This window comes from Methylobacterium sp. CCH7-A2 (assembly GCF_001557075.1).
Lineage (GTDB): Bacteria > Pseudomonadota > Alphaproteobacteria > Rhizobiales > Beijerinckiaceae > Allobosea > Allobosea massiliensis.
In genome coordinates, this window is sequence record NZ_LSKN01000105.1 from 1 (window position 1) to 12,918 (window position 12,918).

At 68.5% G+C, this 12,918-nt stretch carries 12 protein-coding genes and 1 pseudogene; 8 read left to right on the plus strand and 5 right to left on the minus strand.

Annotated features, from left to right (window positions below; genetic code table 11):
• The 4 genes and pseudogenes from AX750_RS08945 to AX750_RS08960 all read left to right on the plus strand — a co-directional run.
• Positions 1 to 414 (plus strand): annotated as a pseudogene (locus AX750_RS08945) (GTP 3',8-cyclase MoaA); the annotation flags it as partial.
• A 118-nt stretch (positions 415 to 532) separates the two neighbouring features.
• Positions 533 to 1,120 carry a hypothetical protein gene (locus AX750_RS08950; RefSeq protein WP_066735389.1) on the plus strand — a complete coding sequence of 196 codons (588 nt, stop codon included), beginning with the start codon at positions 533 to 535 and terminating at the stop codon, positions 1,118 to 1,120.
• Positions 1,110 to 2,567 (plus strand): hypothetical protein, encoded by a 1,458-nt coding sequence (locus AX750_RS08955; protein WP_156449967.1) that lies wholly within the window; start codon positions 1,110 to 1,112, stop codon positions 2,565 to 2,567. The genes AX750_RS08950 and AX750_RS08955 overlap by 11 nt, the downstream gene beginning before the upstream one ends.
• A gap of 107 nt (positions 2,568 to 2,674) precedes the next feature.
• Complete coding sequence (locus AX750_RS08960; RefSeq protein WP_066735392.1) at positions 2,675 to 3,439, plus strand: hypothetical protein; 765 nt, start codon at positions 2,675 to 2,677, stop codon at positions 3,437 to 3,439.
• On the opposite strand, the gene AX750_RS08965 is transcribed toward AX750_RS08960, so the two are convergent.
• Positions 3,436 to 5,079, minus strand: a complete 1,644-nt coding sequence (locus tag AX750_RS08965) for a methyl-accepting chemotaxis protein (protein WP_066735395.1) — start codon at positions 5,077 to 5,079, stop codon at positions 3,436 to 3,438. The genes AX750_RS08960 and AX750_RS08965 overlap by 4 nt on opposite strands.
• A 335-nt stretch (positions 5,080 to 5,414) precedes the next feature.
• Here AX750_RS08965 and solA point away from each other — a divergent pair, with 335 nt between their 5' ends.
• The 3 genes from solA to AX750_RS08980 are packed head-to-tail and all read left to right on the plus strand — an operon-like array spanning position 5,415 to position 8,655.
• On the plus strand, positions 5,415 to 6,554 hold the full coding sequence (gene solA / locus AX750_RS08970; RefSeq protein ID WP_066735397.1) for an N-methyl-L-tryptophan oxidase: 1,140 nt from the start codon (positions 5,415 to 5,417) through the stop codon (positions 6,552 to 6,554).
• Between the two features lie 17 nt (positions 6,555 to 6,571).
• Positions 6,572 to 7,474 (plus strand): DMT family transporter, encoded by a 903-nt coding sequence (locus AX750_RS08975; RefSeq protein ID WP_066735399.1) that lies wholly within the window; start codon positions 6,572 to 6,574, stop codon positions 7,472 to 7,474.
• The gene (locus tag AX750_RS08980; protein ID WP_066735408.1) at positions 7,471 to 8,655 is read left to right on the plus strand and encodes a multidrug effflux MFS transporter; all 1,185 of its coding nucleotides are present in this window, start codon (positions 7,471 to 7,473) and stop codon (positions 8,653 to 8,655) included. The genes AX750_RS08975 and AX750_RS08980 overlap by 4 nt, the downstream gene beginning before the upstream one ends.
• 24 nt (positions 8,656 to 8,679) lie before the next feature.
• Here AX750_RS08980 and AX750_RS08985 read toward each other — a convergent pair whose 3' ends face one another.
• On the minus strand, positions 8,680 to 9,690 hold the full coding sequence (locus tag AX750_RS08985; RefSeq protein WP_348626272.1) for an NAD(P)-dependent oxidoreductase: 1,011 nt from the start codon (positions 9,688 to 9,690) through the stop codon (positions 8,680 to 8,682).
• A 5-nt stretch (positions 9,691 to 9,695) separates the two neighbouring features.
• On the opposite strand from AX750_RS08985, the gene map reads away from it, so the two are divergent.
• Positions 9,696 to 10,445 carry a type I methionyl aminopeptidase gene (gene map / locus AX750_RS08990; RefSeq protein ID WP_066735411.1) on the plus strand — a complete coding sequence of 250 codons (750 nt, stop codon included), beginning with the start codon at positions 9,696 to 9,698 and terminating at the stop codon, positions 10,443 to 10,445.
• 18 nt (positions 10,446 to 10,463) lie between these two features.
• On the opposite strand, the gene AX750_RS08995 is transcribed toward map, so the two are convergent.
• From AX750_RS08995 to AX750_RS09005, 3 genes are all read right to left on the minus strand, one after another.
• A complete protein-coding gene (locus tag AX750_RS08995) occupies positions 10,464 to 11,180 on the minus strand; it encodes an ABC transporter permease subunit (protein WP_067253923.1) in 717 nt (238 codons plus the stop codon).
• Positions 11,177 to 11,905 (minus strand): ABC transporter permease subunit, encoded by a 729-nt coding sequence (locus AX750_RS09000; RefSeq protein ID WP_066715978.1) that lies wholly within the window; start codon positions 11,903 to 11,905, stop codon positions 11,177 to 11,179. Before AX750_RS09000 ends, AX750_RS08995 begins: the two co-directional genes overlap by 4 nt.
• Positions 11,906 to 11,977: 72 nt before the next feature.
• Positions 11,978 to 12,757 (minus strand): transporter substrate-binding domain-containing protein, encoded by a 780-nt coding sequence (locus tag AX750_RS09005; protein ID WP_066715976.1) that lies wholly within the window; start codon positions 12,755 to 12,757, stop codon positions 11,978 to 11,980.
• Between the last annotated feature and the right edge of the window lie 161 nt (positions 12,758 to 12,918).

Below are 12,918 nucleotides of genomic sequence, written 5' to 3' on the forward strand. Positions count from 1 at the left end.
GGCGAGATCGAGCCGGGCCGCATCGACCAGTTCCTGCCGCTCTCGGTGGTGCGGGCGCGGCTGATGGACCGCTACAACCTCGTCGAGGATCCCTACCGGACCGGCGGGCCGGCCCGCTATGTCCGCGTGCAGGAAACCGGCGGGCTGATCGGCTTCATCACGCCGATGACGCATAATTTCTGCGAAAGCTGCAACCGCGTGCGGCTGACCTGCACGGGCACGCTTTATATGTGCCTCGGCCAGGAGGACGCCGCCGATCTGCGCGCGCCGCTGCGCGCCTCCGCCGACGACGCGCTGCTGCACAGGGCGATGGAAGAGGCGATCGCCCGCAAGCCCAAGGGGCACGACTTCGTCATCGACCGCCGCCGTGCCAAGCCCGCGGTCGGGCGCCATATGAGCGTCACCGGCGGTTGAGGGCGGTCGTCCGGCTTGCGAACCCGGCGCAACGCAGCTTTGGCCTGACGTTGCGGCGCCTTGACGCGTCGCGGCAAAGCCCCGACCTTGGCGCGGTGGCGGAGGTTGCGAGCGTTCGATGATCAGGAGCCTGTGGTCCCGGCTGCGTTCCGCCGGGCGATCCGTCTGGCATTTCGTGCTCGAGACGCAGATCGCGCGGCTCGTCATCATCGCGTGGCGCCTCTGGCCGGACCTCAAGCTCCCGTCGGCGCTGGTCGCGCTGCTGGTCTGCGGCTGTCTCTTTCTCGCCGTCGCGACCGCCCGGACCGTCCATCTGACGCTTGCGCCGGCCTCCCCCACCGGAATCGGAGCCGGCCTCGCGGCTGCCCTCGCCTTCCTGCTCGTTCTGGAACTCGCGGCCTTGACCGCGACCGCCGGTCTCGGCCTGAGCCTGCAGCTCGCGCGCGATCTCGGCCGCCACCGGATCGCCGCCCTTCTCGCGCTGGCGACGCTTCTGGCCGTGGCCGCGACGCTGCTGCGGCTGAACGCCGGCGATGCGCTCGGGAGCGACGCCGCAGTGACCTTCGGCTTCACGGCCGTGCTGCTCGCTCTCACCGTCTGGTTCGAGCGGCGCTACCGCAATCCCGGTTGGCGGCGCTTCCGCGACTTCCATGTCGATGTCGTCGAGGCGCGGCGCTTCCTGATGCGAGCCGCCCATGGCGTCTGATCGTGGCGCGATGAGCGCGATTCCGCCGATCACCGCCCATCACCTCGCCGAGGTGGTGCAGGCCGGCCATCACGGCGCCCGCGATGCGCTGGACAACCAGCCCCCGGCCAGCTCCGCCTCACCCTCGCAGACGGAGCTGACGCTGCTGGCCCGCGTCGTCGAGCTCTTTACCACGATCCGGCAGGAGGCGGCGGCGACGCTGAACGGCCTGCAGGCCGAGATCGCCGCGCGGCGCGAGCAGTTCACGCAGGAGCGCTATGAGGGTCGCATCCGCTCGATCGAGGCCGCGATGCGGGCGCTGCTCAACCGTCATGGCGGGGAGCTGGAGCAGCGTGTCTATGACGCGCTGAAAGCGAAGCGCGAATACGAGTTTTTCAACTACACGCACAAGCGATCCGCCGATCCGAAGGTCGACAAATGGCAGTTCATCCTGCTGTTCCTGATCGTGCCGCTGACGCTGGAAAGCCTGCTCAACGGCAATTTCTTCGCGGAAGCGAGCGAGTTCGGTCTCGTCGGCGGGGCGGCGACGGCCGTCATCATTTCGGCGCTCAACATCGCGCTGGGCTTCCTGACCGGGCTCGGGCCGGCGCGCTACTGCCAGCATGTGCGCCCATCGCATCTGCTCTGGGCGCTGCCGGCCTATGTCGCCCTCATCATCCTGATCGTAATGTTCAACCTCGCGGTGGGGCATTATCGCGAGATGCTGATCGCGACGCCCGATGTGCGATCCCTGCAGGTCCTGCCGCGGCTGATGGCCAATCCCTTCGCCATTACCGAGCTGAAATCGGCTGCTCTCGTCATCATCGGCTGCCTGGTCGCCTTCGCGGCCGCTGTGAAGGGCTATTCCGCCTTCGGGACCTATCCCGGCCATGGGGCCGCCTATCAGCGCTGGCGCCAGCGCTGGAGCGCCGTGGAGGAGGAGCGGCGCCGGCTCGATGCCGAACTCCTGCCCGAGCTGGAGACGGTGCGCTCACGCATCGACGGCTTCAAGGAGGACTGCGCCCGCGAAAGCACCCGGCTGCAATCGGTGAAGGCCGCGGCCGACGAAGCGCGCGACCTCTATGGTGCCCGGCTCGCCCAGCTCCGCTCGGCCAAGGACGCGGCGCTGATGCAGTATCGCGAGGCCAATCTGCGGGTGCGGACCGACATGCCGCCGGCCTATTTCTCGCAGAACCTGAACGTCGCCGAGATCGATCAGCCGGTGGCGCTCGCCGAGTATGCGGCGCTGCGGGCCGCGATCGACGATTTCGAGCGCCAGCTCGCCTCGATGCCGGCGCTGGTGGAAGCCAAGCTGCGCGAGCAGCTCGCTCTGGTGCGGGGGCTCGACCTGGCCGGCGAGATCGAGCGGCTGAAGGCAAGGGCCGCCGAGGCCGGGCGTGACGCCTTCGAACAGGACGAGGCGGCCCGCCGCCAGATCCGGGACGAATTCGCCGCCGCCCCGCGCTGATCCACAGGTCCCATGATCCCCAAGCTGGTGACGCTGCCGCGCCGCCCGGCTAGACAGCCCGTCAGGCGGGGCAAGCGGCCCGAGAGACGAAAGAAGACGAACGGCCGATGAAGAGCGAAAGCTGGGCGATCGTCGCCTCCATCCTTGCCGGCGTGGCGCTGGTCGGCTTCTTCGCCGCGCCCTCGCTGCTGAAGGGCCCGCCGCGGGACCCGGACAGCCTGTGCCTGAAGACGGGCGCCGTCGGGCACACGCTGGTCCTGGTCGACAAGAGCGATCCCTGGAGCGAGGTGCAGGCGGGACGGCTGAAACGGCTGGTGAAACAGATCGGCGAGACGCTGCCGGCCGACCGGATGCTCTCGATCTATGTCTTCAACGATGTCTTCGAGCCCGGCTTCCCGCCGCTTCTGTCCCTGTGCAATCCCGGGCGGACGGCGAGCGAGCTGATCGGCAATCCGCGACGGGACTATCTGCGCTGGGTCGAGAAATTCGGCCGCCCGCTCGACGAGGCGCTGTCCGTGCTGACGCAGCCGGCCAAGGGCAATCTCTCGCCGATCGTCGAGGCGGTGGGCGACGTGGCCTCGCGACCGGAGACACGCGTCCGCGAGGGTGACAAGTCGCTCGTGCTGGTCTCGGACATGCTGCAGAACTCGAGCCAGTTCACATTCTTCGGCTCCGCGCCGGGCGCACGCGATCCCGAGCGGCTGAAGCGCCTCGTCGGCAAGGTCTGGCAGGATTCCGATGCCCGCAGCTGGCAGTTGCAGGTCCATCAGGTCCAGGGCGTCTACGAGCCTCAGCGGCTGGAACAAGCCAGCTCCCTGTGGCAGCAGGCGCTGCGCGGCTCCGGCATCCCCTTCGTGTGGGAACGCCTCTAGAGCCCGGCGGCCTCCATGCGATAGGCCATGCGCACGCCCCCCCAGTGGCGGCCGTTGATGCGCACGGGCGCATCGACCTCGCGCACCATCTCCGTCACCCCGCCGCCCATGTCGCGCAGATAGGACTGGACGAGGAAGGGGCGCACCGAGCGCGCCGCGGCGATGCCGGCGCGGTCGTCGAAGATGCGCCGGTTGCGGGAGTGAGCGGCGTTCCAGACCGGGTCGCCCGGCCGCTGCGGCAGCGCATAGGCGGCATTATGCACCGGAATGTAACCGTTGCGGTCGATCGCCACCGTAAACAGCAGCCGCGGGTCGCGCGCCACCGTGCGCGCCAGCAGCGGAGGCAGGATCGCTTCGAGCACCGACAGCGCCCGGTTGCGATGTTGCTGCGGGTCCGTGTCGGGCAGCGCGACATAATCGACGTCGAACAGGTCGGCCTCGGTGAGCTGCTTGCTGGCGAGTGCCTCGGCGAAACAGGCCACGACCTCGGCGGCAAAGCTCTGGGCGCGGTCGATGAGCGGGCGGTACCCGCTCTCGATCGACCCGATCAGGTCCTCGAGCTCCGTCTGTTCGCTGAGCTGGCGGTCGAAGGCCATGTGGAGGCCGAGATCGCTGGCGGCGGCCATGCGGCAGGACATCGGCGGCAGGTCGGCGATCTCGATGGTGCCGCGCAGCCCCGGGACGAGGTTGCGCCCATCCGGCCGCGCGATCAGGACGCCGCCGCGGCCGAGATCGATGGTGCGGCTGGTGAAGTCGTCGGGCCCCAGCCGCGCCTTGACGGTATGCTCGACCGGGAAGCGATCATGGACGCGCCGGTCCGCGAAGGAGGAATGCCGAAGCGTCGGAATGAAACGCCGCAGCATCCCGCCGGCCTGGCTCGCGCCCTTGGCGGTGGCCCGGCGGGCATTGGCGCTTTCGGTCGCGGCCGCGAGCGCGACGCGGTCGATCTCCTCGACGCGCTGCACCACCGTCTCGATGAAGCGGGCGGTCTCGTCGGCATTGCGCGAGAGTTCGGCGGTCGCGGACGCCTGCTCCTGCGACGCGTTGCCGATGGCCGCGATGACCGGGTTGACGTCCCTGACCATCTGCAGCGCATCGGTGACGATGGCCGCCGATCCATGCGCCGCCTGGGTGAGGCGGTCGACGCGGTTGCGGATGGTCTCGACGGCCTCCCGTACCTCGACCGAGAGGACCTTGACCTCCTGCGCGACGACGCCGAAGCCACGGCCGGCCTCGCCCGCCCGCGCCGCCTCGATCGAGGCGTTGAGCGCGAGCAGATTGGTCTGCCGGGCGATCTCGGCGATGGAATCGACGATGCCGCGGATCTCGGCCGTCGCGCTGGCGAGGCCGGTCATCATCTCCGTCGCCTCGCCCGCCCGGGTGGCGGCGGCGTCGAGCCGGTCGCGGGCACGGTTCATCGAGGTGCCGATTTGTCCGGCGGCATCCGAGACCTGGCGCGACGCCGTCACCAGCGCAGCCGAATTCGCGCTCGCCGTCGCCGTGGCCTCGCGCATGCCGAGCACGCGTTCGTGGATGATGCTGGAGCGCGTCTCGGATTCGGCGGAGTAATGTTCGGCCTCGCCGAGATCGTCGGCGAGGCGGCGCATCGCCGCGACGACATCCTGTTCGAGGACGGCCACGGCTTCGCGATCGATGGTGTCGGTGGCCGCAGCGGCGGGTGCGGGGCCGGCCGCAGACGGCGCCGCCCCGGCCGGAGCAGGGTCGTCGGCGTCCGTCCGGCTTCGACCGCTCAGCCAGCGTCGAACCGCTCGGTGCATCACCTCACCCAGTCCCTTCAAGCCATGCGTCTTTATGGTCCGACATCGTTAAGAAAGGCTCACCATGATGCGCGAGGGGCCGCCCTGCGCGGGTGAGCATGGACCGTTGCGGCCGGGCGGGTTAAGCGTCGCAGCACGGTTCCCACTGCTGACCCGCTGCCTCTTTCCCGCCCCGCAAGACCTGCCGAGACCTTACGATGACCAGCAACAGCTATGACGTGATCGTCGCAGGCGTCGGGGCGATGGGCTCGGCCGCCTGCTGGCATCTGGCGCAGCGGGGCCTGCGCGTGCTGGGGCTGGAGCGCTTCGATCTCGGCCACGGCATGGGCTCCTCGCATGGGCTGACGCGGATCATCCGGCTCGCCTATTTCGAGGGCTCGAAATATGTGCCGATCGTCCAGCGCGCGCATGAGCTCTGGCAGAAGACGGGCGAACAGGCAGGGCTGAAGCTTCTTCACGTCACCGGTTCGCTCGATCTCGCGCCGGCCGGCTCCGGCCAGGTCGAATCCTCGCTGCAATCCTGCCTCGACCATGGGCTCGAGCACGAGCAGCTCGACGGCCAGGAGATCGCGCGGCGCTTCCCCGGCTTTTCGCTCCCCTCCGGCCATATCGGGCTGTGGCAGCCCGGTGGCGGCTTCGTCGCCTCCGAGAAGGCGATCTTCGCCCATGTCGGCCTCGCCCAGTCGCGCGGTGCCGAGATCCGCACCAACGAGCCGATGCTCGACTGGTCGCCCACCGCCGATGGCGGCGTGACGGTGCGGACGGCGCGCGGCACCTACAGCGCCGGCAGGCTCGTCATCACCTCGGGCGGCTGGATCACCGATGCGGTGCCGGCGCTGGCCCGGACGGTGACGACGGTGCGCCAGGCGATCGGCTGGTTCACCACGCGCAAGCCGGAGCTTTATCGCGAGGGCGTCTTCCCGGTCTTCATCCTGACCGTCGAGGAAGGCAATTTCTACGGGTTCCCGCTCTACGAACATCCCGGCTTCAAGCTGGGCGGGCCGCATTTCGGGCGCGAGCCGATGGATCCGCGCGAGGACGACCGCACCCCGAGTCCGCGGCAGGTCGAGCTGATCCGCGCCTGCCTCGCCCGCTACCTGCCGGATGCGGCGGGCGAGCCGCTGACGCTGAAGGGCTGCCTCTACAGCGTGACGCCGGACGAGGATTTCATCATCGACAGCGTGCCGGGCGTGCCGCAGGCGGTCTTCGCCTCCTGCTGCTCCGGCCATGGCTTCAAATTCGCCAGCGCGATCGGCGAGATCCTCGCCGATCTCTCCGACAGCGGCCGGTCGCGCTTCGACCTCGCGCCCTTCTCGCTGGCGCGCTTCGCGGCCTGACGAAAGAAGCGAGCCGCGTGGCCAGCCCCGAGCAGAACCGACGCGGCATCATCGCCATGCTGGCCGCCATGGCGCTGTTCGTCTGCAACGACGCGCTGATGAAGCTCGCGCGCGAGGTCTATCCGGCCGGCCAGGCGATCACGCTACGCACCGGCTTTGCGCTGCTGAGCGCGCTCGCCCTCGTCATCCTGTTCAAGGAGGGGGCGAAGCTGCGTCTGGCCTTCCGGCCGATCGTGCTGCTGCGCGGGCTGATCGACGCCGGGGTGACATTGACCTTCATCTGGGCGCTGGCCGAGATGCCGCTGGCGGACGTGACCGCGATCCTGCTCGCGTCGCCGATCATCATCGTCGTGCTGGCGGTGGTGCTGCGGATCGAGCGGGTGGGCTGGCGCCGGACTTTGGCCGTCTTTCTCGGGTTCTGCGGTGTGCTGGTCGTGCTGCGGCCGGCGACGGATTCCTTCAACGCCGCCGCGCTGGTCGCGCTGATCAGCGCCAGCCTCGCCGCCGCACGGGACCTGCTGACACGCCGGATCGGCAACGAAATTCCCTCCACCGTGATCGCGCTGATGACGACGGCGATCGTCGGGCTCGTGGCCTGCGGCTATGGGCTGTTCGAGGTCTGGCAGCCGGTCTGGCGACGCGAGACCGGCTATGTCGCCGCCGCGGCGGCGCTGATGGCGGCGGGCAGCATCTGCATCATCAGCGCCTATCGCAACACCGATGTCGGCGTGGTCTCCGGCTACCGCTACTCGGTCGTGATCCTCGCCGTGATCATGGGCTATGTCGTCTGGGGCCATGTGCCCGATGCGCTGGCGGGGCTTGGCATCGCGATGATCGTGGCGAGCGGGCTCTACACCATGCACCGGCAGCGCGTGGTGCCGCAGTCGCAGCTCAAGCTGCCGAGCACGCCGCCGACATGAGCGCCACAGCCCTGAAGCCCACGCTCACCGTGCTGGTCGCGATGTCGGCGCTGCAACCGATCGCGCTCAACTTGCTCGCTCCGGCGGCTCCGGCGCTGTCGCGGCATTTCGGCTCGAGCTACGCGACGATCCAGCTCGCGCTGACCTTCTTTCTGGTCGCCGTCGCGCTGACCCAGCTCGTCAGCGGCCCTCTCTCCGACCGCTTCGGCCGGCGGCCCTGCGTCAATGCCGGCATTGCGCTCTTCATCGCCGGCTCGGTGTTGGGGGCGCTCGCACCGTCGATCGAGATGCTGCTGCTGGCGCGCATCCTGGAAGGAGCCGGCTCCGGATCCGTCTTCGCGCTCTCGCGCGCGATCATCCGCGACACGGCCAACCGGGACGAGGCCGCCAGCCAGATCGCCACCGTGACGATGGTCATGGTCGTCGCGCCGATGATCGCCCCCTGGCTCGGAGGGCAGATCGAGACTGCCTTCGGCTGGCGGATGATCCTGTGGTTCATGACCGTCAGCGGCGTGATCGTGCTGCTTCTCACCCTGTTCAAACTGCCCGAAACCGCGCCCAATCTGGGGCTCCGCACGCCGCTGCTCGGCGTCTTCCGGGCCTTCCCGACGCTGATTGCCAACCGGGTCTTCGTGCTCAACGTGATCGCTGTCTCGACCAGCTCGGCGGCCTTCTTCGCCTTCATCGCGGCGGCACCCTATATCGTCGTCGAGACGATGGGGCGCGGCAGCGACACCTATGGCGCCTACTTCATCCTCAACGCCGCGGGCTACATGGTCGGCAACTTCATGATGGCACGGCTCGTCGTGCGGATCGGCGCGCCGCGCATGGTCCATCTCGGGCTGGTCATCTCCTCCGTCGCGATGACGGTGGCGGTTCCGCTGTCGCTACGGGCCGACTGGTCGCCGATCATGCTGTTCCTGCCGCTAGCCGTGAACGCGATCGGCAACGGCATGACGATCCCCGGCTCGACGGCCGAGGCGCTCTCCGCACGGCCCGACCACGCCGGCTCGGCGGCGGGTCTGATGGGCGCGCTGCAACTCGGCTTCAGCGCGCTGATGACGGTGGCGATCAGCCTCGTGGTGACGATCTGGCCGCCTTCGCTCGTCGTGCTGATGTGGCTCTTGACCATCATCGGCATGATCGCGATCCATCTCGGCCGGCGCGCGGCGCGCGGCTGACGCCGCGCCGCGACCGTCCGACGCTCACTCCTCGAGGCGGGCGATCAGGCTCGAGGTGTCCCAGCGGCGGCCGCCTAGCTTCTGGACCTCGGCGTAGAACTGGTCGACCAGGGCGGTGACGGGGAGCTGCGCCCCGTTGCGGCGCGCTTCCTCGAGCACGATGCCGAGATCCTTGCGCATCCAGTCGACGGCGAAGCCGAAATCGAACTTGCCGGCATTCATGGTCTTGCCGCGGTTCTCCATCTGCCAGGAGCCGGCGGCGCCCTTCGAAATCACCTCCAGCATGGCCTCGACGTCGAGACCGGCGCGCTTGGCGAAATGGACGCCTTCCGAGAGAGCCTGAACGAGACCGGCGATGCAGATCTGGTTGACCATCTTGGTGAGTTGGCCGGAGCCGGCCGGGCCCATCAGCTTGCACATCCGGGCGTAAGACCCGATCACCGGCTCGGCGCGGGCATAAGCTTCGGGCTCGCCGCCGCACATCACGGTCAGCACGCCGTTCTCGGCACCCGCTTGGCCGCCCGAGACCGGCGCGTCGACGAAGCCGAAGCCGCCCGCCTTCGCCGCTTCGGCGAGTTCGCGCGCGACATTGGCCGAGGCCGTGGTGTGGTCGACGAAGATCGCGCCCTTTTCCATGCCGGCGAAGGCGCCCTGCTCGCCCAGTGTCACCGAGCGCAGATCGTCATCGTTGCCGACGCAGGCGAAGACGATCTCCTGGCCCCTCGCCGCATCGGCGGGCGTCGGCGCCGAAATGCCGGCATGCTGCGACACCCAGCCTTGCGCCTTCGTCGGGTTGCGGTTGTAGACGGTGACCTCATGGCCCTTGGCCTTGAGGTGACCCGCCATGGGAAAGCCCATGACGCCGAGACCGATGAACGCGACTTTGGCCATGTTTCGCTCCGCCTGACTGTTCTGATTTTCGCCACAGCGCTTTAGCCTGTGGCCGCCGCTCTGGAAAGGCGCGGGACCGTGCGGCGCATATGGGCGATGACGCCGGGCCGGTTGTGGCAGACTCCGGATGGGGCTAGGCAGCAGCGGCGATGACGATCTCGAACGACGACGACCTCAAGAGCCTGCAGGACATCGGCCGCATCGTCGCGCAGACGCTCGCGGCCATGGGCAAGGCGATCGAACCCGGCATGACGACCGCCGAGCTGGACCTCATCGGACGCAGCCTGCTGGAGCGGGAGGGCGCGCGCTCGGCGCCGGAGCTGGACTACGATTTTCCGGGCGCCACCTGCATCAGCGTCAATGACGAGATTGCGCATGGCATTCCGGGCGCGCGGCGGATCGAGGCCGGCGACCTCGTCAACATCGACGTCTCGGCCGAGAAGGCCGGCTTTTACTCGGATACCGGCGCCTCCTTCGCCGTCCCGCCGGTCGCCCGCAAGACCGAACGGCTCTGCCGGGACGGGCGGCGCGCGCTCTGGGTCGGGATCGGGCAGGTCGGCGCCGGCAAGCCGCTCTCCGGCATCGGGAACGCGATCGGCCGCTTCGCGGAAAAGAACGGCTATACGCTGGTGCGCAATCTCGCGAGCCATGGCGTCGGGCGCTCGCTGCATGAGGAGCCCAAAGAGGTCGCGACCTGGCCAGACCGGTCCGAGCGTCGCTTGATGCAGAAGGGCCAGGTCTTCACCATCGAGCCCTTCCTCTCGCTGGGCGCGAACTGGGCCGAGAACGGCGAGGATCCCTGGACGCTCTATGGCGAGCCGCGCGCACCGACCGTGCAATACGAGCACACGCTGGTGGCGACCGCCCAGGGGGCGATGGTGCTGACGCTGCCGGCCTGATCATGAGGCGCGGTTGCCTCAGCGCAGCGCCATATGTCGCGTCAGGCGCATCTCCAGCCGGTCCCAGACACGCCGGACGATCTCGACCAGCAGCAGATAGAGCAGCGCGGCGTAGAGATAGATCGAGAGATCGAAGGAGCGCGAGAAGGCGAGCCGCGTCGCGCCCATCAGGTCGTAGAGCGTCACCAGCGAGGCGAGCGCGCTCGACTTGATCATCACGATCAGCTCGTTGCCAAGCGGGCGCAGGGCCAGGATCATCGCCTGCGGCAGGATGACGTGGCGCAGGCTCGACCAGCGGTGAAGGCCCAGCGCCAGCGCCCCCTCGAACTGGCCGCGCGGGATCGACTGGATGGCGCCGCGCAGGATCTCCGCCTGATAGGCCGCGGTGTTGATCACGAAGGTCAGGAGCGCGCAGTAGAAGGGCTCGCGGAAGAACCACCACAGGCCGAGATCGGTCCAGAACAGTCGGAACTGGCCAAGGCCGTAATAGACCAGGAAGAGCTGGCAGAGCAGCGGCGTGCCACGGAAGAAGGTGGTGTAGCCGTTGATCAGGGCCTGCGCCCAGCGCGGCCCGTAGAGCCGCGCGACCGCGAGCCCAATCGCGAGCAGGAAGCCGAGCGACACCGAGATCGCGACGAGCTGGAGCGTCAATCCAAGGCCGGTCGCCATCCGGCAGCCATAGTTCTGCAGGACCTCGCTGCCGACGAGAAAGCCCGGATACTCGCACCAGGTCATCGCGTCGCGCCTCCGAAGGCGGCGATGCCGCGGTTGGCGCGCGCTTCCATGCGGCCGATGCCCCAGGCCGAAATCATCGAGAAGAACAGGTAGATCGCCATCGCCGCGCCGAAGAAGAGGAAGGGCTCCTTGGTCGCGACATTGGCGCGGGTGGTGATGAACATGATGTCCGGCAGGGTGATGACCGAGACCAGAGAGGTCTCCTTCAGCAGTACCATCCAGTTGTTGCCCAGCCCCGGCAGCGCGACGCGGATCAGCTGCGGGAACACGACGAGGCGGAAGGCCTGGCCCTTTGTCAGGCCGAGCGCTGCGGCGGCCTCACGCTGGCCCTTCGGAATCGAATTGAGCGCGCCGACCCAGACCTCGCTGGAGAAGGCCGAGAGCACCACGCCGAGCGCGACCATGCCGGCGACGAAGGGCGGCATCGAGAAGGAGCCCGGCAGACCGAGGCGCCGCCAGGCCTCCTGGAGGAGCACCTGGATGCCGAAATAGATGATGTAGAGCGTCAGCAGCTCCGGCACGCCGCGGAAGACGGTGGTGTAGGCCGTTGCCAGCATGCGCGGCAGCGTGCGCTGCGAGCGGGCGCCGAGCGCGACGATTAGGCCGAGGGCCAGCCCGAAGGGCAGCGTCGCCAGCGCGATCGAGATGGTGATGCCGGCGCCCTGGAGCAGAGCGAGCCCCCAGCCGCCTTCGCCGAAACCGAGGAGCGCGAACTTGTCGAACATCGATGAGGGGTGCCGGGCCGGGGAGGCTCAAGCCGGCGCGGGAAGCCGCGCCGGCCGCGAAGGGCGAGCCGATCAGAGGATCGGAATCTTGAAGTACTTGTCGGCGATCTTCTTGTGCGAGCCGTCGGCTATGGTCTCGGCGATGGCCTTGTCGAACATCGCCTTGAGTGCGGTGTCCTCCTTGCGGACGGCGCCGCCGACGCCGGGGCCGTGGATGGTGGGATCGCGGGTGATCTCGCCGATCTTCTTGCAGCAGTCCTTGCCCTTGCCGTTGAGGAAATCCTCGAGCGAGAGCGAATCGGCGATGATGTAGTCGAGGCGGCCGCTGAGCAGGTCGAGGTTCGCCTCCTCCTGAGTCGGATAGGGCCGCGCGGTCGAATCCTTGTAGACCTTCTCGACATAGTTCGAATGGACGGTCGAGCCCTGGACGCCGATCGCCTTGCCCTTCAGGGCGGCGGGCGAGACATCGGTCGAGGTCGTGGTCTTCGGACCGATGATCCAGATCGGCGTCTTGGTGTAGACGGCGGTGAAATCGACGCGCTTCTTGCGCTCGTCGGTGGCGTTCATGCCGGCGATGATGATGTCGTATTTGTTCGAGAGCAGCGCCGGGATGATGCCGTCCCAGTCCTGCACGACCCAGGTGCACTTCACCTTCATCCGCTCGCAGAGCAGGTTGCCGTAGTCGATCTCAAAGCCCTCGAGCTCCTTCTTGGCGTTGAGATTGTTGAATGGCGGATAGGCGCCCTCGGTGCCGATCCGAACCTCCTTCCACTCCTTGGCCTGCGCCAGGGCGCCGCTGGCCCCGACGGCCGTCAGCAGGGCGGCGGCGATGACTCGTGCGAAACCTTTCATGGTACCTCCCAGTGGGTTCGGCCGGCCGGGCGTTCCCGGACCCGTTGCCGGCTCTGCCCACAGATTGGGCGATGGCGCCGCCGGCCCGCAAGGGGGCGCGAGCGGCTTTTGTGAGCCCGCGCGCCGAATTATGCGGCATGCGGATCGTCACCCTCCCGGAG

Excerpts from the sequence above, each read along its gene's own strand:
- AX750_RS08950 (WP_066735389.1), top strand. The coding sequence starts at position 533 with ATGATCAGGAGCCTGTGGTCCCGGCTGCGTTCCGCCGGGCGATCCGTC.
- AX750_RS08995 (WP_067253923.1), bottom strand. The coding sequence starts at position 11,180 with ATGACCTGGTGCGAGTATCCGGGCTTTCTCGTCGGCAGCGAGGTCCTG.
- AX750_RS08960 (WP_066735392.1), top strand. The coding sequence starts at position 2,675 with ATGAAGAGCGAAAGCTGGGCGATCGTCGCCTCCATCCTTGCCGGCGTG.
- AX750_RS08955 (WP_156449967.1), top strand. The coding sequence starts at position 1,110 with ATGGCGTCTGATCGTGGCGCGATGAGCGCGATTCCGCCGATCACCGCC.
- AX750_RS08980 (WP_066735408.1), top strand. The coding sequence starts at position 7,471 with ATGAGCGCCACAGCCCTGAAGCCCACGCTCACCGTGCTGGTCGCGATG.
- AX750_RS09005 (WP_066715976.1), bottom strand. The coding sequence starts at position 12,757 with ATGAAAGGTTTCGCACGAGTCATCGCCGCCGCCCTGCTGACGGCCGTC.
- map (WP_066735411.1), top strand. The coding sequence starts at position 9,696 with ATGACGATCTCGAACGACGACGACCTCAAGAGCCTGCAGGACATCGGC.
- AX750_RS09000 (WP_066715978.1), bottom strand. The coding sequence starts at position 11,905 with ATGTTCGACAAGTTCGCGCTCCTCGGTTTCGGCGAAGGCGGCTGGGGG.
- solA (WP_066735397.1), top strand. The coding sequence starts at position 5,415 with ATGACCAGCAACAGCTATGACGTGATCGTCGCAGGCGTCGGGGCGATG.